The 17,745-nt window shown below is 67.6% G+C and carries 18 protein-coding genes; 12 read left to right on the forward strand and 6 right to left on the reverse strand.

From position 1 onward, the window contains the following. Positions 1 to 40: 40 nt before the first annotated feature. Both HWX76_RS01285 and HWX76_RS01290 read right to left on the reverse strand, forming a co-directional pair. Entirely contained in the window at positions 41 to 439 is a 399-nt protein-coding gene (locus tag HWX76_RS01285; RefSeq protein ID WP_124554048.1) for a serine kinase, read from the reverse strand. 28 nt (positions 440 to 467) lie between these two features. Beyond that, positions 468 to 1,037 carry an HrpB1 family type III secretion system apparatus protein gene (locus HWX76_RS01290; protein WP_089489228.1) on the reverse strand — a complete coding sequence of 190 codons (570 nt, stop codon included), beginning with the start codon at positions 1,035 to 1,037 and terminating at the stop codon, positions 468 to 470. Positions 1,038 to 1,414: 377 nt separating this feature from the next. Here HWX76_RS01290 and sctU point away from each other — a divergent pair, with 377 nt between their 5' ends. The 11 genes from sctU to HWX76_RS01345 all read left to right on the forward strand — a co-directional run bounded on the left by sctU (position 1,415) and on the right by HWX76_RS01345 (position 11,071). Then, on the forward strand, positions 1,415 to 2,473 hold the full coding sequence (sctU, locus tag HWX76_RS01295; RefSeq protein ID WP_050011155.1) for a type III secretion system export apparatus subunit SctU: 1,059 nt from the start codon (positions 1,415 to 1,417) through the stop codon (positions 2,471 to 2,473). 5 nt (positions 2,474 to 2,478) lie between these two features. Then, the gene (locus tag HWX76_RS01300; protein WP_050011156.1) at positions 2,479 to 4,455 is read left to right on the forward strand and encodes an FHIPEP family type III secretion protein; all 1,977 of its coding nucleotides are present in this window, start codon (positions 2,479 to 2,481) and stop codon (positions 4,453 to 4,455) included. Beyond that, positions 4,418 to 5,434, forward strand: coding sequence for a type III secretion system protein SctP (sctP, locus tag HWX76_RS01305; RefSeq protein WP_244137928.1), 1,017 nt, complete (start codon positions 4,418 to 4,420; stop codon positions 5,432 to 5,434). Before HWX76_RS01300 ends, sctP begins: the two co-directional genes overlap by 38 nt. 7 nt (positions 5,435 to 5,441) lie before the next feature. Continuing rightward, a complete protein-coding gene (gene sctQ / locus HWX76_RS01310) occupies positions 5,442 to 6,566 on the forward strand; it encodes a type III secretion system cytoplasmic ring protein SctQ (protein ID WP_176015391.1) in 1,125 nt (374 codons plus the stop codon). Further along, complete coding sequence (sctR, locus tag HWX76_RS01315) at positions 6,553 to 7,209, forward strand: type III secretion system export apparatus subunit SctR (protein WP_006750699.1); 657 nt, start codon at positions 6,553 to 6,555, stop codon at positions 7,207 to 7,209. Before sctQ ends, sctR begins: the two co-directional genes overlap by 14 nt. A gap of 10 nt (positions 7,210 to 7,219) precedes the next feature. After that, positions 7,220 to 7,483, forward strand: coding sequence for a type III secretion system export apparatus subunit SctS (sctS, locus tag HWX76_RS01320; RefSeq protein ID WP_050011159.1), 264 nt, complete (start codon positions 7,220 to 7,222; stop codon positions 7,481 to 7,483). After that, a complete protein-coding gene (locus tag HWX76_RS01325) occupies positions 7,480 to 8,673 on the forward strand; it encodes a helicase (RefSeq protein WP_176015392.1) in 1,194 nt (397 codons plus the stop codon). Before sctS ends, HWX76_RS01325 begins: the two co-directional genes overlap by 4 nt. Positions 8,674 to 8,787: 114 nt before the next feature. Beyond that, complete coding sequence (gene hrpD5, locus HWX76_RS01330) at positions 8,788 to 9,825, forward strand: HrpD5 family protein (protein ID WP_176015393.1); 1,038 nt, start codon at positions 8,788 to 8,790, stop codon at positions 9,823 to 9,825. 23 nt (positions 9,826 to 9,848) lie between these two features. Continuing rightward, positions 9,849 to 10,109: a hypothetical protein gene (locus HWX76_RS01335; RefSeq protein WP_011660757.1), complete on the forward strand. Its 261-nt coding sequence runs from the start codon at positions 9,849 to 9,851 to the stop codon at positions 10,107 to 10,109. Between the two features lie 173 nt (positions 10,110 to 10,282). Beyond that, positions 10,283 to 10,492 (forward strand): hypothetical protein, encoded by a 210-nt coding sequence (locus HWX76_RS01340; protein ID WP_006765597.1) that lies wholly within the window; start codon positions 10,283 to 10,285, stop codon positions 10,490 to 10,492. 123 nt (positions 10,493 to 10,615) lie between these two features. Then, a complete protein-coding gene (locus HWX76_RS01345) occupies positions 10,616 to 11,071 on the forward strand; it encodes a molecular chaperone Tir (RefSeq protein ID WP_089489224.1) in 456 nt (151 codons plus the stop codon). A gap of 133 nt (positions 11,072 to 11,204) precedes the next feature. Here HWX76_RS01345 and HWX76_RS01350 read toward each other — a convergent pair whose 3' ends face one another. From HWX76_RS01350 to sctC, 4 genes are all read right to left on the reverse strand, one after another. After that, positions 11,205 to 12,632, reverse strand: a complete 1,428-nt coding sequence (locus HWX76_RS01350; protein WP_089489223.1) for a secretin N-terminal domain-containing protein — start codon at positions 12,630 to 12,632, stop codon at positions 11,205 to 11,207. Beyond that, entirely contained in the window at positions 12,629 to 13,399 is a 771-nt protein-coding gene (locus HWX76_RS01355) for a response regulator transcription factor (protein WP_050011163.1), read from the reverse strand. Before HWX76_RS01355 ends, HWX76_RS01350 begins: the two co-directional genes overlap by 4 nt. Before the next feature lie 88 nt (positions 13,400 to 13,487). Then, positions 13,488 to 14,696 (reverse strand): PAS domain-containing sensor histidine kinase, encoded by a 1,209-nt coding sequence (locus HWX76_RS01360; protein WP_080334123.1) that lies wholly within the window; start codon positions 14,694 to 14,696, stop codon positions 13,488 to 13,490. 40 nt (positions 14,697 to 14,736) lie between these two features. Then, positions 14,737 to 16,500: a type III secretion system outer membrane ring subunit SctC gene (gene sctC, locus HWX76_RS01365; RefSeq protein ID WP_176015394.1), complete on the reverse strand. Its 1,764-nt coding sequence runs from the start codon at positions 16,498 to 16,500 to the stop codon at positions 14,737 to 14,739. Between the two features lie 109 nt (positions 16,501 to 16,609). Here sctC and HWX76_RS01370 point away from each other — a divergent pair, with 109 nt between their 5' ends. Beyond that, the gene (locus tag HWX76_RS01370) at positions 16,610 to 17,710 is read left to right on the forward strand and encodes an ATPase, T2SS/T4P/T4SS family (protein WP_050011384.1); all 1,101 of its coding nucleotides are present in this window, start codon (positions 16,610 to 16,612) and stop codon (positions 17,708 to 17,710) included. Positions 17,711 to 17,745: the final 35 nt, after the last annotated feature.

Genomic DNA, 17,745 nt, shown 5'->3' on the forward strand with positions numbered 1-17,745 from the left:
TTGCTCCGAGAAGCCCTGTCCTTCAGGACGGGGAGTCAAGTCATTGGTTCTTCATGAGCGTCTGCACGGCGTCCTTCGACGACTGCACGGTCGCCATCTTCACCTGCAGATCGGCGTTCAGGCTGGCGATCTCGAGCTGGATGGTCATGTCGGCGGCGGCAAGGCGCTCCATCGACAGCGCGCTCATGTGCTGAGTCATGTAGAGCACGTCGTTCGGCACTTGCCGGTAATAGTCCGCCTGCTCCTCGACTGCTTTCGTCACGAGGTCCGCGCGCTCGGTCGGGTGGACGGCTGCCGCATGCTGGGGCGCCGAAGCCATCATCGCCTGGAATTTGTCGACGAGCGGCTGCGATACCGCGTCCGCATTCGGCGCCGCGGGCGTCGTGCCGGTGACGCGGGCCAGTTCGTACTGGAGTTGCGATGCAGTCGTGATGCTCATTTCGTTTCTCCTGGTAGGGGCAACAGGCTCAGACGCGCATGTACTGCATCGTCAGCAGCATGTCGCTGGATGAGGACGACGGCGTCGCGACCGCTTCGCCGTCTTCGGCGTGCGCTCCGTTCTCGAACGCGAGCGCGGAATCCGGCGCAACGAAGCGGCCCGTGCGCTTCGCGGTCGCGACCGCCTGCTTCAGCTCCTCGCTCGCAAGCAGAACCTTCGCGAGCCGTTCAACCTCTTCGTTGCCGCCCTCCTCCAGCAGGTGCCGAGCCTCCTCCTGCCAGCCGAACTCCTGGCGGGCCTTCAGGCACTGCAGCAACATTCCCTTGCTGGCCGGCAGGCAGACCGAGCGCTCGACCAGATCGCGAAAGAGCCGTTCGGCGTCGCTCCATTCCTCGCGCACCATATGCAGCCAGCCGTCGAAAAACGCGAATTCGGCGGAATCCGGGCGCAGCAGATGCAGCACGTCGACGAGGTGCTCGAGATCGTCGATGTCGACTTGCGCCGGCGTGCCTGCGCGGGCCAATGCCACCCTGACCAGGTCGACGATCGCGCCGACGACTCCCGATGGGCACTGCGGCCGATCCTTCAGAACGTCCATCCTTTCCCCCAACGAAATCAGATTCGATCCGATGGGCCGCACCCGATGAGGCGTGGCCTTCCGTTGACGCTAAGTTACGCAACACGATCGGCGCGCCACGTGCCGCGCACGAAGTCGCACAACGAATTGCGAAGCGCCGCGTGCGACGGGCGGCGGTCCGTGCCGCTTTTCGCGGACGTCTTAGCGCGTGCCCGCCGCCGCGCGGGTCGCCTTGCTCACGTGGCCTGCGCCCGGGCGACGCGCCGTCGCGCCGCCTCGCTTCGCAGCCCCTGCCCTTGCTTCGCATCGCCGTCGCGCCGGATAGCGCGGCGCCGCTAACGTTGCATCGGGGCGCCCCATCCCGGGTGCGCGCCTGCGACAAGCGAAGGACAGCGGTCATGAGCGACGAGAAAACCGAAGAGCCCACAGACAAGAAGCTGGACAAAGTCCGCGAGGAAGGCCAGGTCGCGAAGAGTTCCGACCTGGTCGAAGTCGCGTCGCTCGGCTCGATCGTGCTCGTGCTGACGGCGGGCCAGCACTATCTGGCCGATACGCTGCGCGCGATCGTCAAGGAGGCGGTCGATTTCACCCACGGCGAGCGCGAGTTGCAGGACCTCTGGACCATCCTCGTTCATATCGGCCTGCAGACGCTCGGCCTGCTGTGCGGGATCGCGGCCGTTGCGCTCGTCGCCGCCATCATCGCGCTCGCCCCCCAGACGGGACTCAAGATTTCGCTGAAAGCCGTCATGCCGAAGCTTGCGTCGGTCAGCCCCGGGTCCGGCTTTCAGCGCATCTTCTCGATGAACTCGGCGATCGACCTCGCGAAGATGGTCGGCAAGGCCGCGATTCTCGTCGCCGTCATGTGGCAGACGATCAAAAGCGCGATGCCCGTGGTGGCGAGCGCGCTCGATCAGTCGCTACCGCAGTTGATCGGCGTGCTGTGGTCCGTGCTCATGCATGTGGTCGTGGTCGCGCTCGGCGTGTTCGTCGTCATCGGCGCGTTCGACTACAAGCTGCAGAAGTGGCTCTTCATCCGCAAGAACCGGATGTCGAAAGACGAGGTGAAGCGCGAGCACAAGGAGAGCGAAGGCAACCCCGAACTCAAGGGCGAGCGCAAGCGCATGGCCAGGGAGATATCGCAGGAAGGTCCGAAAGGCGGCGTCGCGCGCGCGAACGTCGTCGTGGTCAACCCGGTTCACTACGCGGTCGCGCTGCGCTACGACCCGGCGGAGTTTCCGCTGCCCGTCGTCCTCGCCAAGGGCCTCGACGAGCAGGCGCTGCGGCTGCGCCAGCAGGCGATGCACGCGCGCGTGCCCATCGTCGCGAACCCGCCCGTCGCGCGCATGCTGCACAAGGTGCCGCTCAATCAGCCGATTCCCGAGGAACTGTTCGAAGTCGTCGCCGCGATTCTTCGCTGGGTGGACGGCCTCGCGCCTCAAACCGCCACCACGGAGTAGTGGACATGTTCAAGACCATGAAACTGCCCGGCATCGGCGAGGCCGGCATCGCCGTCCTGCTGATCGCGATCGTCTCGCTAATGATCCTGCCGCTGCCCCCCGCCATCATCGACGGGCTGCTCGCGATCAACATCATGATCAGCATCACGCTGCTCATGGTGACGATGTATGTGGGCCATATCGCCACGCTGTCGGCGTTCCCGTCCGTGCTGCTCTTCACGACGCTGTTCCGGCTCTCGCTGAATATCGCGTCGACGAAGTCGATCCTGCTGCACGCCGATGCCGGCGAAATCATCGAAAGCTTCGGCCAGCTCGTCGTCGGCGGCAATCTCGTCGTCGGCCTCGTCGTGTTCGTCATCATCTCCGTCGTGCAGTTCATCGTGATCGCCAAGGGCTCGGAGCGCGTCGCCGAAGTGGGGGCCCGTTTCACGCTCGATGCGCTGCCCGGCAAACAGATGAGCATCGACGCCGACCTGCGCGCGAACATCCTGACGCCGGACGAAGCCCGCAGGAAACGCGCGAGGCTCGCCATCGAAAGCCAATTGCATGGCGGCATGGACGGCGCGATGAAATTCGTGAAAGGCGATGCGATCGCCGGCCTCATGATCACGATGATCAACATCGTCGCGGGCATCGCCGTGGGCGTCGCCTATCACGGCATGTCGGCCGGCGACGCGGCCAACCGCTTCTCGGTCCTCTCGATCGGCGACGCCATGGTCTCGCAGATTCCGTCGCTGCTGATCTCGGTGGCCGCGGGCGTCATGATCACGCGCGTGGACGAAGGCGGCGACCATGGAAATTCCTCCCTCGGCGAAGACATCAGGCGCCAGTTCACGAGCAGCTCGCGCGCGCTGTACTTCGCCGCGCTGCTGCTGCTCGGCTTCGCCGCCGTGCCCGGTTTTCCGGCGGCGCTCTTCGCGCTGCTCGCCGGGCTGCTCGGCTTCGTCGGCTACCGTCTGCAGAAGAAGCAGGATGGTCCGGCCAAAGGCGCCGGCAAGCCCGTAGGCGCACTGCAGCGCGCCGGCGCCAAGGGCGACGCGCCGTCGATCCTGCCACGCCCGCCGCAGTTCACCTGCCCGCTCGGCGTGCGCCTCGCCGCCGACGTCAGCGCGCGTCTCGCGGCCGATGCGCTCGACCGCGCGTTCGACGCCCAGCGCCACGCGCTGCAATCGGGAGTCGGCCTGCCGTTCCCCGGCATCATGATGTGGACCGACGGCACGCTGCCCGAAGACAGTTACGAAGTGCTCATCTTCGACGTGCCGCAAGGGCGCACCACGCTCGCCGAAACGCGCGCGGTACACGCGGCGGCCGACGGCGGCGCCGCGGACGCGCCTGCCGCCGCGGCGACCCCGGAAGCATTGATTGCACGCCACACGATCGACCTGCTGCGGCGCAATGCTCATCTCTTTCTCGGCATCCAGGAAGCACAGTGGATGCTCGATCAGCTCAACGAGGACTACCCGGGCCTCGTCGCGGAAGTACAAAAGGCGCTGCCGCTGCAGAAGATGGCGGACGTGCTGCGCCGGCTGCTGGAGGAAGACGTGCCCGTGCGCAATATCCGCAGCATCACCGAAAGCCTGATCGTCTGGGGACCGAAGGAGAAGGACATGCTGATGTTGACGGAATACATCCGCATGGAGCTCGGCCGGCTCATCGCCTATCGCGCGACGGGTGGCGTGCGGGATTTGCCCGTCGTACTCGTCGACATTCAGGTCGAGCAGCACATCCGGCAGTCGATCAAACAGACGCCCACGGGCAACTTCCTCGCGCTGCCGCCCGACGAAATCGCCCAGCTCGTCGGCAAGATCGCCGACATCGTCGGCGATACGCCGCGGCAGCCGCTGGCGCTCGTCGCGTCGATGGACATCCGGCGCTACATCAAGCGGATGATCGAGGCGCGGCTGCCGTGGCTGCCCGTGTATTCGTACCAGGAGCTCGGCGCGCATGTCGATCTCCAGCCCGTCGGCCGCCTGGCGATGTGATCGAGCGAGCCGCGCCATGCACACCTGCCTCCCTCATCGCGCCCGCGTCATCGCAGCGCCGGCCGCGCACACCGACCCCGCACCCGAGATGCCGGTCGCGCAGTTGAGCCGCCAGGCCGCGCTTTTTCAGCGCCTGCGCGAAGGCGCGCGCGCCGGCGCATCGGAAACGCCCGGCGACGAGCCGCCATGCGCCGCACCGGCCGAGCCTCCATTCGGCGAGCAAGCCGAACCGTTCTACCCGGTCCCCGGGTTCGCCGCGGACGACCATCGCGACGATGCCGGCAGCGGCGAGCGCGACGACGACGCACAGGCTGGCTCCGGCGACGAACGCGATGACGCTGCCGGGCACGCTCGATCGGCAGCGCCGGTGCCGGTGCCGGCTCCGGTGCCTGCGACGATTCATCCGCCCATGCATTCGACGATGCACCTGCCGGTGCAGTCGGCCATGCATGCGCCCATGCATGTACCGGCATATTCGACGATGCCCACGCCGACGCCGACGCCGACGCCGATGCCGGTGCACGGCGCGGCGCCACTTTCACCGCAGAGGCCGCCCAACGCCCGGCCATCGACGGCTGCGCCGGCCACGCCGCGCGTTCAAGCCACGCGCGAGCCGCAGCGCTCCGAAGCAGTCGGCCCGCATGCCGTGGTCGCCGTGCGGGCACCGGCGCGCACGGGCCAGGACATGAACCGGTTCGTCGATTCGATCGTCGCCGAAGTGTCGGACTTCTGCGCCAATCCGATCGTGTTCGCAAGCGGCGACTGGCAGATCACGATTCCCATCGATCCGGCGCTGCTGCCAGGCTGCACGTTGAACCTCGCGCTTTCGCATTTCCAATTGACGCTTCGCTTCGACACCACGGACGCACGCTCGCGCGAACTAATCTCACAGCATGCGGCGACGTTGCGCACCAGCCTCGAGGCAGTGATGCAAAGCCGCTTCGACGGCGCGCGCAGCGTCGAGATCATCGTCACGTAAAACGAATATGGACACCACACGAACGCTACTGACAGACCACGTTGCGGCGGCCGCCCAAGCGCCGGCGGTGGCCGTCTTGCTCGATCCCGCGCGGCTGCCCGCGCTTGCGGCCGCCACCGCGCGCCAGCATCGGCTCGCCGTCGACGAGCGCCTGAGCGCACTGCTCGCTCACGCGCTCGGCGTCTCGGCCTTCAGCGTCGGTACGCACGATTTCGTGGAGCCGGAGCGCGCCGCCGTCGTGCGCTTGCGCTGGGGCATGGAGACGGCCGCGGTGCGCATCGACGTCGGACAGCACACGGGGCTCGCGAGCATCGTCGCGTCGGACGAGCCCGTCAACGCGCGCTTGCGCCATTCCGTGTGCGCGATCCTGCTCGATCCGCTGCGGCGCGCGCTGCAAACGCTCGGCTTCGACGGCGTGGAAGTCGTCTCGCTCGAACCTGCCGCGCGTCAGCCGTTGAGCGCGCCTTGCTGCGCGCTCTCGCTGCGCGTGAGCGATACCCGCTTCGATGCGGTTGTCGAGCACGTCGACAGCGGCTGGCTCGACGCGCTCGAAACGCTCGTGGCCCGGCAATGCACGCCGTTCGCCACCCACGTCAGCGAGATCGCCGTACCGGGCCGGCTGCAGATCGGCGAGAAAACGATGAACGTGACGACGCTCGATTCGCTGCGCGCGGGCGACGTCATCTTGCGTGCCGTACCCGAAGCCACCCGCGCGCTCTTCGCGAGCGAGCGCTCGTCCGCCCCGATGCACGTCGTCTGGGGCCGCTACGGGACGCGGCAACTGCGCGCCGTGGCAGACGTCACCCACCATCTGATGACCTTGAACGAGGACCCCACCATGAGCCATGAGACGCAGTTCAACGCGCCGCTTACCGATTCGATCGACACGCCCGTCGAAATCAGCCAGCTGGACCTGCCGCTGAAGCTCGAGATCGACACGGTTTCGATGCCGGTCGCCCAGCTCTCGGCGCTGCGCGCGGGCTACGTGCTCGAGCTTCCGACCGCGCTGCCCGATGCGCGCGTGCGGCTCGTCACCTACGGGCAGACGATCGGCTTCGGCGAACTCGTGAGCGTCGGCGATCATCTCGGCGTGCGTCTCGTTCAGCTGTCGCGCGGCCATGGTTCAGTTTAGCGATCTCACCGGGCTGCTGATCACCGTCGTCGCGATCAGCCTGATCCCGTTCGTCGCGATGGTCGCGACCTCGTACGCGAAGATCGTGGTCGTGCTCGGGCTGTTGCGCAACGCGCTCGGCGTGCAGCAGGTGCCGCCGAACATGGTGCTCAACGGCATCGCGGTCCTCGTCTCCGCTTACGTGATGGCGCCGATCGGCATGCAGGCCATGCAAACCATGCAGACGATGCACCGCACCCCCGGCAGCGACACGTCGCTCGTCGTGCTCGATGCCTTCGATGCGGCAAAGGAGCCGTTTCGCGCCTTTCTGAAGAAGCACGCGCACGAGCGCGAAAAGCGGTTCTTCGTGCGCTCGGCAACCGTGGTCTGGCCGAAGGACATGGCGGCGAAGATCCGCGAGGACGACCTCATCGTCCTCGCCCCGGCCTTCACGCTGACCGAGATGGCCGACGCCTTCAAGATCGGCTTTCTGCTGTACATCGCGTTCATCGTCGTCGATCTCGTCATCGCCAACGTGCTGATGGCGATGGGCCTGAACCAGGTCCAGCCGACGAACGTCGCGATTCCGTTCAAGCTGCTCTTGTTCGTCGTCATGAGCGGCTGGTCCACATTGATTCACGGTCTTGTCATGACCTATCGCTGAGGCGCGCACCATGGAAACCGATACGCTCGTTCGCATCACTTCGCAGGGCCTGCTGCTCTGCCTGTCCGTCTCGATGCCGGTGGTGGTGGTCGCCGCGCTGTCCGGCCTCGCGATTTCGTTCGTGCAGGCCATCACGTCGATGCAGGACCAAAGCATCTCGTACGCGGTGAAGCTGGTGGCCGTCGTGGCCACCGTGCTGATGATCGGCGCCTGGGGCGCCGCCGCGATCCTGCGCTTCGCCAATCAGATCGTCACGCTCGCGGTGCCGTCGTGAATTCGCCGATCCGCAACAACCACGGCCACCACGCCGCCGATCTCGCGCAGCAGGCGCAGGCCGGCGCCGAGCACACGGGGCAGATGACCCAGGCGCGCGGCTTCACGGGCGTGAAGGTGCAGCACACGAAGATGCAGCGCGCGCGCCTGCAGCACAACAAGATGCTCGCCGCCGCTTTCTACCGCGGCAAGCGTTTTGCCGAAGGCATGCACAAGCCGCCGCCCCCTTCCGCGCAAAAGCTGATGCGCCAGCTCGGCCAACGGCCGCGGCCAGGGGGCTCGGCGAAGGCGCAGGGCAAAGAGGCATCGGCTCACGAACGGCCGGACGACCCGCACGCGCTCGAGCCCAGGCACGAGCACGAACACCCGCACGAGCGCGAACGCAAGCACGAGCAGGGTCAGCAGCAAAAGCGCGAGCGCGATCAGCAACACGGCGAGGAGCAACGGCATCGCAACGGCCATGGGCACGATCGCGGCTCGAATCAACAGGGCGAAGAACAGGGGCAGCCGCAGCAGCGTTCGCCGCGCGACGGACAGCCTCGGCGCGACGGCCGTCAGTCCGGCGAAGGCCGCGACACACCGCGCAAGTTCGCGATCGGCAAGGCGGGCCGGGCCAAGGCCGCCGCGCGCAGCCAGCCGCTCGCGGCGACGATGCAACTGCTCGCGACGCAAAAGCTCGGTGCACCGGACTTGCCGGCCGAACTCGCGGCGGCCTGCGCGAAGGAGGTGCTGCGGCTTGCCGCGCAGGTCGAACTGGGGCCCTTGCTGGCGGTGCCGATGCTGCTCGCCATGCGCTCGCCGATGGCGCTCCGGCGCAATGCTGCCCGGCTTCACGCGCACCGCCATGCGGCGCTGATGCAAAGCGCCGCGACCCCGGGCAAGGCCGCCGCAGTGACCGGGCTGCTCGGCGTATCGCTCGACAACACGCTCGCGCGCCAGCGCGCGGGCATCGAATACTCGTACGACGATCAATCGATCGCGGCAGTGAAGCAATGCATTCTCGACACGCAAGCCGCGCTGCCGGCCGGCAAGGCGCCAGCCGGTGCCGCCGTCACGGGCGGCGCGACGGGCGGCGCGATCGGCGGTCAAACCGGCGCCGCGCGGCAAGGGGCGGCCAAGGCAACGGCCGGCGCTTCGGATAAGACGTTCGAAGTTCGCATGGCGCCGGCCGCGCCAACGGCAAAACCCTAAACTGATTTTGACGGTCAAGGCCCGGCGGCCCGATGCGCGAAGCAGCGACACGCCGGAGCGGCGACCCGCAAGAGCAACCGCATGACCCACGTCGGATACACGGATACCACGATCATGAAAGCGCTTCGAGTACTGACCGGCACCCACGCCGGAGCCCAGGTCCGGCTCACGAGCGGCACCTACCGGATCGGCGCCGCCGAGCACGCGGATGTCTGCATCAGCGACTGGACGGTCGAGGACATCGAGCTTTGCGTGGGCGAGGACGGTGTGGCGCGGATCCGCTCGGCGAACGGCGACGAGGTGCTCGTGGCGGACTTCGTGGCCGTGCCGTTCGGCGATGTCGTGTTTTGCGTGGGCCCCGATGGCGAAGCCTGGCCGCGCGATCTCGATTTGCTGGCGGGCCTCTGGAAGACAGCCGAGCCGCCTGCCGACACCGCGACGGCGGCTGACGCGGATAGCGGCGCGCCGGATCGGGACCCGGCCCATGCGGACGAACCCGGCGCCGGCCGCGCGCCGACCGCGTCGCCCCAGGTGCGCTGGCGCACGGCCGTGCTGGCGCTCGCCTGCACCGCTGCGATCGGCGGCATCGCCGTGGCCGGCGTGATGTTCGCGGGCACGCAATCGAGCGAAGCGGCGAGCGTGAAGTTCGACGCCGACGCGATCGCACGGCAGTTGCAGGAGGCCCTGCACCGCGAAGGCCTCGGCGATCTGCAGGCAATGGCACGCAAGGACAGTGTGGCGGTGCGCGGCATCGTGACGAGCAGCGACGAAAGCGCGAAGGCGCAGCGGATCATGGACAGTCTCGCGCGCGGCAAGGTGCGGCGCGAATACGACGTCGCGCAGCAAGATGTGGACAACATTCAGCAGTCGCTCGCCGGCACGGGCGCGGCAGTGAGTTACCAAGGCCACGGCATCTTCCGCGTGAGCGGCAGCGTGCAGTCGATGACGACCTTCCGCACGCTGATAGCAGGTATCAGGGCCGACCTCGGCGACAACGTCAAGCGCGTCGACGTCGACGTCAAGGAGGCGCAGGCGCTCACGCCCGATGTCGAGTACACGTCGGTGATCGCCACGGGCGGGCTGCGCTACATCGAGACGCCCGACGGCACGAAGCATCTGTTCGCGAGCAGCAGGGACGAAGCAAACAATTGACCTCGACCACCAAAGGAACCGACATGTACGACGCATTGCTTCCCATCGCGCAGGATCTGAACGCGCTCGATGCCACGCTCTCGGCGCCCGACGGCGCGCAGCGGGTCGCGCGCATCGCGGCGGCCTTCGACGAAACCGCGCGCCGGATCAGTACGGCCACGCAGTCCGCGGCCGACGAGCGCGAGCGGCTCGATCTGCAAAAGCTCTATCGCGGGATGATCGCGGCGCGCCGCATCGTGCTCACGCTGCAGGAGCGCCACAGCGCGCGTGGCGCGGCGCTTTGACGGCATCCGCGGCGATACGGAAGAAGGTTAGACAGTTTGCAGTTGCAGCATCCGGCTGCGCGTCAGCCGGTCCGGACCGGCGGCCACCACGGCCACGGGCCTTTTACCGAAGCATCAGGCGTCAACCCACAGCAGTGCTTTTTTCATCACTTTCTTGATAAGGGGAATACATCATGTCTTCATCGATCGGAAGCTCGGGCGTCTCGCAAGCCGGTTCGCAAAACGCCGACATGGTCGGCCAGATGCAGGCCATGGCCAACCAGAACAACGCCATGACGATGGCCGCCATGCAGATCAACATGCAGCAGCAGGAAACGTCGGCGCTCGCCTCCGTCGGCAACAACGGCGCGAAGAACATCGCCGACGCCGCGAAGGGCCAGTAAGCGACTCGCGTTGCCGCGGTCCGTTGGCGCGAGGGGCACGAAAGCGGAAAGCCCGGCTTTCCGGCTCCGTGCCCCCGCTTTTTTGCAACCGGCCCGCCCTATTTTCGCCGGAGATTGCCGCCCATGAGCAGGGAACGTTTCGTCGAGTTGATTCACGAGGTTTGCGCGGTGGTCGGGCTGCCCGACGCCGAGTATGTCGTCGACACGCAAACGCTCGAGATCGAAGGGTTCGACGTCCATCTCGACCACCACGAGGCCGACCCCGATTCGGTCTATGTCAGCTTTCATTACGGCGCCGTCACGCCCGGCCGGTCGCTCGTCGTTTTCCGGCTCATGCTCGAGGCCAACCTGCTCGTCTACGCGCAGGACCAGGCGCAACTGTGCCTCGAATCCGATACGGGCAACGTCGTGCTGCTCGTCCATCTGCCGATGGGCCCGACGATCACCGGCGATTATCTCGCCGATCTCTTCTCGCACTACGCCGAACACGGCCGCTACTGGCAAAACAACATCCTCGAATCGCCCGACGAAATGTTCGAGGGCATTGCGTCGGGCAATTTCATGTGGCTGCGGGCGTAAGCCCGGCGAGCGCGGGCGCACCGCAGGCAAGGGGCGCATCCGCGCGCATCGACGCCTGGCCGGCCATCGCAACCGTTCGTACACGGCACGTCGCTTCACGCTCACGCGATCGCGGGCGCTCGCCCGCTCGGCGCTATGCCGCCACGCGCGGTATCAGCAAGACGAGGCGGCGACGCGTGCCGCCCTCTCCCGCACTGCCGGAACCGGTATCGTCCGCGCGACGCTCGACATCGCCCCTGTGCCGCGCCGGCCCCTCGATGACGAGGCACTCGCCCGGCGCCAGGCTTTCGTCGACGGCCCGATAGCGGCGCGCATCGCGGCGACGCCCCAGTTCCACGCGCAAGCCGATACGCGGCATCGACGCGGCGCCTTCGACCGTCGGTGCAATCGAGAGCCAGAGATCGCGGGCGCCGTCATCGGGCAGGTCATCCTCATCGCGGCGTGCGAGACGTGCCTCGTGGCGGTCGATGACGGCCGGCGAGCGGTCGTGCGTGAGCGCCGTTTGCGACACCTCGATTTCAGCGCGGCCACGGCTGGCCAATGCCTTGAGTTGCGCGAGCAGCGCGCGGCCGCCGTCGGGCGCGATACCGGCATCGCGGTGCGCGCGCGCGTCCGCCGTCGCCTGCTCGGCGGCTGCCCCGTCGGCCATGGCCGGCGGCAACGCGGGCCGCAACGCGTCGAGCGCGTCGCCATCGACATCCACCACCCACGTCTGGACCGATACGAGCTGCGCACGCACGTCCAGGCTGGCGACGAGCGCGCCGTCGGCGTCGATACGCTCGGCCCGATCGCGTATCAGGATGGAATTCGTCGTCGCATCCGCTTCGATCGCCGGCAACGCCGCATCGAACTCGACGATCCGCGGTGCATCGGCAATGGCGGTCCCGTTCGCCACGGCCGGGCGCTCGAAACGGCGCCGCAAGAGCGTGGCCACACCGGGCACGACGAGCGTGCGGCCATCGACCACGCGCGTTTCGTCGGCGGCATTCGCGGCACTCAGGCGAAACACCCGCACGGACAAGCGCACGCGCTCCCGCGCGTCGCGCTCGAAGCGCTCGGCCGCGGCACGAATACGCTCCACGTAGGTCGCCGGCCCGCGCACGTTCACCGTTTGCGCGACGGCATCCACCGCCAACGGGAAGTGCGTATCGGCAAGACCTGCCTGCTCGAGCGACGTACGCAGCGCATTCGCCGAAAAGAAGTGAGGCCGGATGGCGATATGCGCCTGCTCGTTCGCGGGCGACACATGCAGGACCGCACCGTCGTAGTACCAGACGAATCCGTACGAACGGCTCATGACGTCGAGAAAGCGCTGCGGCGGCATGGCGAAACGGCCGCTCACGACGCCCTCCACCTGACCGTCGATGCGCAGCGCAACGTGCTGCCCCGCCGCGAACGCATTCAGGACCTCCGCGAGGCCCGCGCCATTCGTCACGTAGACGAAGCGGGCGCCGGGGCCGCCGGCCCACGCCATGCTCGCCGCCTGCGCATGCACGGTGGCCGCGCAGACGAAGGCAGCGACGGCGCCGCGCGCGAGCGCTCGCGTGCGTGCCGCGCTCATGCGGCGCCTTCCGGCGACGCACCGGCGCCCGACGCACCGGCGCCCGACTGATCCATATCCGGCTTGAGGGTCAGGCGGTAACCGGTCGCATAGACCGATTGCACGGTCCAGCCGACGCCGGCCGCCTTCAGGCTCGCACGCAGGCGGCTCACGTACATGTCGACGGAGCGGCTTTGCACGGCCGCATCCCAGCCCCAGACCACGCTCATCAGATCCTGCCTCAGCACGACGGCGCCCGTGTGCCGGGCGAGATGCCAGAGAATGTCGAACTCCTTGGTGCCGAGCTTGTGCGCCACGCCCGCCACCACGAGCGAGCGCGCCTGCTGATCGAGCGCGCATTCGTCGTCGACGAACATCTTGCGGCCCTGCACGTTCATCGGCGCGAAGCGCCGCAGCAGCGCGCGCATGCGCGCGAGCAGCACCTGCCTGTCGTAGGGCTTCACGAGATAGTCGTCGGCACCCGCATCGAGTATGCGCACGATGTCGGACTCCGCCGAGTGCACGGTCTGAAAAATCACGGGCATGATCGATTGCGAGCGGCTGCGGATCTTTTGCAGCAGCTTGTCGCCGGAAACGCCCGGCAGATCCCAGTCGAGAATCGCGAGATCGGCCCACTGCTCCGACAGAAATTGCTGCGCGTCGAGCCCGCTGTGAAAAGCGTCGATGTGGTAGCCCTCGCTCTTGAGCCAGGAATGAATGAGCGCGTGGTGCGCGACGTCGTCCTCGACGAACAGAATGCGTACGGGTTTGCCTGCAAGCGATTTCATGAGACCCCTTGGTTCCGACGGCCGCGCGGGAGCCGGCGCCCGCTCCGCGCAACGCGTGCCAAACGAATACGGGCCGCGCGCTGGCGCCTCACTCGCCGCGCGCCGCGCGCAACGCGCGGTCGGCATCGACGAGCGACGTCGCGTGCGGCTTCGCGGCGACGGGATTCAGGCACGGCAGACGCAGCACGAACACGGTACCGCCTTGTCCGTTGAGCTCGGCGTAAAGCGCGCCGCCGTGCATGCCGACGATCTGCACGGCGAGCTTGAGCCCGAGACCGAAGCCCGTTGCCGTCCGCTTGCCGAGCTTCTCGAAGTCGGTCAGCCGATCTCCCGCGACGAGACCCGGCAGCCCGCCCGCGCGATCGTCGACGACCACCTCGGCGAAACCGTCGGCCTGCCGGATCGAGACCGTCACCGCCTCGCCGCGCGGCGACGCGCGAACGGCATTGTCGATGACGTTCTGGACGGCGCGCGCCACGAAGTTGCGCATGCCGCTCACCCAGAGCGGCGCGCTGTCGGGCAGCCACAAGTGTAGCGCGACGCCGCAATAGACGGCGGTGACCTCCAGCTGCGAGATGATCTGGCGCAGCGTCGCGCGCAGATCGAACCGTTTGAAGTCGCGCGCCTGCAAATGCTCGGTCACCGACGAGAAGATGAACTGCTCGCCGAGCGAGAGCACGTACTGCGCGAGCGCGGTGATCTGCTGCATGCCGCCGCAGCGCTCGAACGCGTCGGGGTCGCTCGCATCGAGCTGCGTGAGCGCGCTGATCGAATTGAGCGGCGAGCGCAGATCGTGCAGCAAAAAGCGCAGCGACATCGCTCGCTCGTCGAGCGAGCGAGCGAACGGCGTCACGTCCGTCACGGCGATGACGGATTCGCCCGCCCCCGCACCGGCGCACGCACCGGCGGGGCCCGCCTGAATCCAGAAGGTCGAATCGTCCACGCGTACCTCGCGGCCCGCTTCGAGATCGCGCAACCGCGGCACATCCGTCATCTCGAAGCGCTCGCTCAGCGCCACGCTGAAATCGACGCCCGCGGGCAGCGTCATCGCCAGCATCTCGAGCGCGCGCGCGTTCGCGTGGACGACCGCGCCCGCGCGATCGAGCACGATCACCCCGCACGGCAGCCCGCGCAGCGTGCCGCGCAGGCGGCGCGCGTCGTCGTCGGACAGGCGGCGATCGGCGGCGCCCTCGCCGCATGCGTCGGCGGGCAAGCCCGATTGGGCGGCCCGCGGCTCGGACTGCTTCCCGGGCTGCACGTCGGGCAGCGAATGCGGCTGAGTACGGGATTCGTTCACATGGCCTCCTGCATTACCCGGGGCGGGCGGTTGCGGTGCATCACGGCGAGATGACGCGCGGCGACAGCAGGAAGAGCCGCTCCATGTGGCTCTTCTGGCGGTTGTCGGTCCTGAAGAGCGCGCCGATCAACGGAATCTTCGAGAGCCCGGGCACCCCGGTCACGCCCATCGTCGCGCTGTCCGCGCGATAGCCGGCGATGAGCAGCGCCTGCCCCTCCTCGATGAACGCCTGCGTGTTGATCGTGCTGTTCTGGATCACCGGCAGGTTGCTGACCGTCTGATCGGTGAGCTGGCCGTCCTGAATCGCCACGTCGAGCTTGATGCGCGTGCGCCCGTCCTCCTCCACGACCATCGGCAGCACACGCAGCGAGATGCCGGTCGACACGCTGTAGAGATCGCCCGACGTGTATCCCGACACCGGCACGAAAAACTGCGTCTGGTTGTCCATCACGGCCTCGATGTTGTTGAGCGTGACGACCTTCGGGCTCGCGTCGATCTTGGCGGCCTTCGTCTGCTGCAGTGCCGAGATGCGCGCCATCAGATAGCGGCCGGCGTCGCCGAGCACGGCGGCCACCGATGCGCCCACGGGCGTCGCCGCCGCGAGCATGTTGCCCGCCAGCGCCGTCTGGCCGAAGTTCTGGGAGAGCGTGCCGTTGTAGGTGCTCTGTGCGAGCGTGCCGGTACCGGTCTGCACGTCGACGTGGCTGTTGTGCGCGGTCCAGTCGACGCCAAGCTGATGCAGCGCGTCGTCGTCGATCTCGATGATGTGCGCCTCGATCTCGATCAGTTGCGGTTTGACGTCGAGGCGATCGATCAGTTTGCCGTACTGATCCATCCGGTCGGCCGTATCGCGAATCACGACGGAGTTCGTGCGCTGGTCCGCGACGATGACGGGCAGTTGATCGTCGCTCGCCGGCGCCGTGCTCGTGTTCTGCGGCGGCGGCGGCTCGCCCACCGCCGCCGCCACGGCCGGCGACGGCTGCCCGGTGAGCCCGGCGAACATGCCCTTGCCGGCCGCGCCCGACGGCACCGGCGGCGGTACGTACGGGCCGTTGTACGCATTGCCGTTCACGTCGTTGATCGGCGTGGTGCGCTTCACGCCGCTCGCCGCGCGGCCGCCCTCGCCGCGTTTGTCGGCGGCCTTGGCCGTGCCCGGGTGGTAGATGCCGTTGAGCACGGCCACCACGCCCTGCAGCGTGACCTGCTGGCCGTCGATGGGCACCGTGCGGTCGTGCGCCCACGCGTGATAGAGCGGAAAGACGCGTACCTGCGTGCCGCTTCGATGCGCCGCGTTGTTGTCGAGCCGCGAGGCCACGTTCGTCACCATCTGCACGTAGCGAGGCGGCCCGCTCACGAGCGCCGTGCCCTGCGCGCTGTCGTAGACGATCGGAAAGCGCTCGTCGGCGATGCGCAGGCGGTCGAGCGCATCGCGCAGCGCGCCCGTATCGGCCGAATCGAGCTTCACGAGCGTGCTCTGCAGTTCGGCGGCCGTCGTGATGTCGAGCACTTCGCCGTCGTAGTACCACACGAAGCCGAACGACGCCGCGAGCGTATCGAGAAAACGCCGCGGCGGCAGATGGAACTTGCCGCTCACGGTGCCGCTCACGTCGGCGGCGATGCGCGTGGGGACGCCCTGGCTCGCGCCGAAGTCGCGCAGCACGTCCTTGATGTCCTTGCCCTGCGCTTCGTAGTCGACGCTCGACGACTTCCAGCGCACGGCCGCCGCCTCGGCGACGGGGGCGGTCGCCCCGAATGCGAGCGCGGCGGCGAGGGCCACGGTGCCCAGTCGGCGAGCCCAGTTCATGACACGCCGCCCGCGATGAAGCGTACGCAGCGCGGCCCGGTGCTTCTCCGACACATCGACAAAGTTTTCATGTAAGTTCCGACTATCTTTCATAGGAAGGGCATTGACGATGAACGCTCCGAGTCACGAACGTCGCGACCTGACGCGCGAGATTCTCGAATTGATCGACCTGCGGCAGACTTTCACCGACATCCATATCGAGCAGGACCGGCCGATCATGATCAAGGCGCCGCGCGGGTGGCTCGCCGTCGGCGAGGAGCCCGTGCTCCACGACGAAATGCTGCCCACGCTGGCGTCGATCGAACCGGACTGGGAGGCGCTGCTTCAGCACGGCGCGATCGATCGCCCGTTCGTGCTCACGCGCTGCCGCCTTCGCTGCAACATCTACCGCACCAATGGCGGCCGCAAGCTCGTCATTTCGATCCGGCGCCTGCCGCTGCAGCCGCTCGCGCTCGACAAGCTCGGCCTGCCCGCCTACGTGCGCTCGATGATCGACAGCGCCAAGGGGCTGATCCTCGTGACGGGCCCGACCGGCTCGGGAAAGACGACGACGATCGCGTCGCTGCTCGAGCACATCAACCGCACGCGCAACAGCCATATCGTCACGATCGAGGAGCCGATCGAATACGAACTCGAGGGCCGCACGTCGATCGTCTCGCAGCGGCAAGTGCCGACCGACACACCGAGCTTCTCGGCCGGCCTGCGCGAGGCGCTGCGGCAGAAACCCGACGTCATCATGGTCGGCGAGGTGCGCGACCCCGAGACCGCGGAGACGGCGCTGCAGGCCGGCGAATCGGGCCACCTCGTGCTCGCGACGATGCACACGGGCAGCGCGATCGGCACGCTCACGCGGCTGCTGTCGTTCTTTCCGGCCGAGCAGCGCGAGCGCTATGCGGCCGCGCTCGCGAACTGCCTCATCGGCGTGATCTGCCAATGCCTCGTGCCGACCGAGGATGGCGAGAACTTCGTGCTCGCGAGCGAACTGCTCTTCAACAACAATCAGCAGATCAGCGGCCTGCTGACCGATCCGGGCAAGCTGCCGTACCTTGCCGAGTTCATGAAGCGCAAGGAAGACAACATGTCGCGCATGCTCAACGATCACCTCTTCAGCCTCGTATCGAAGCAGCAATGCCTGCCACGCGACGTGCTGCGCGCGACCTACAACCGGCTCGAGCTGCACGAAATGCTGCAGACGCTCGCGCCGCACTGAGCCCGCGCGAAGGCGGTGCCGGCGCAATGGCGCCG

The sequence above is a fragment of the Burkholderia sp. BCC0398 genome, from assembly GCF_902833245.1.
In the GTDB taxonomy this organism is placed as follows: Bacteria; Pseudomonadota; Gammaproteobacteria; order Burkholderiales; family Burkholderiaceae; genus Burkholderia; species Burkholderia sola.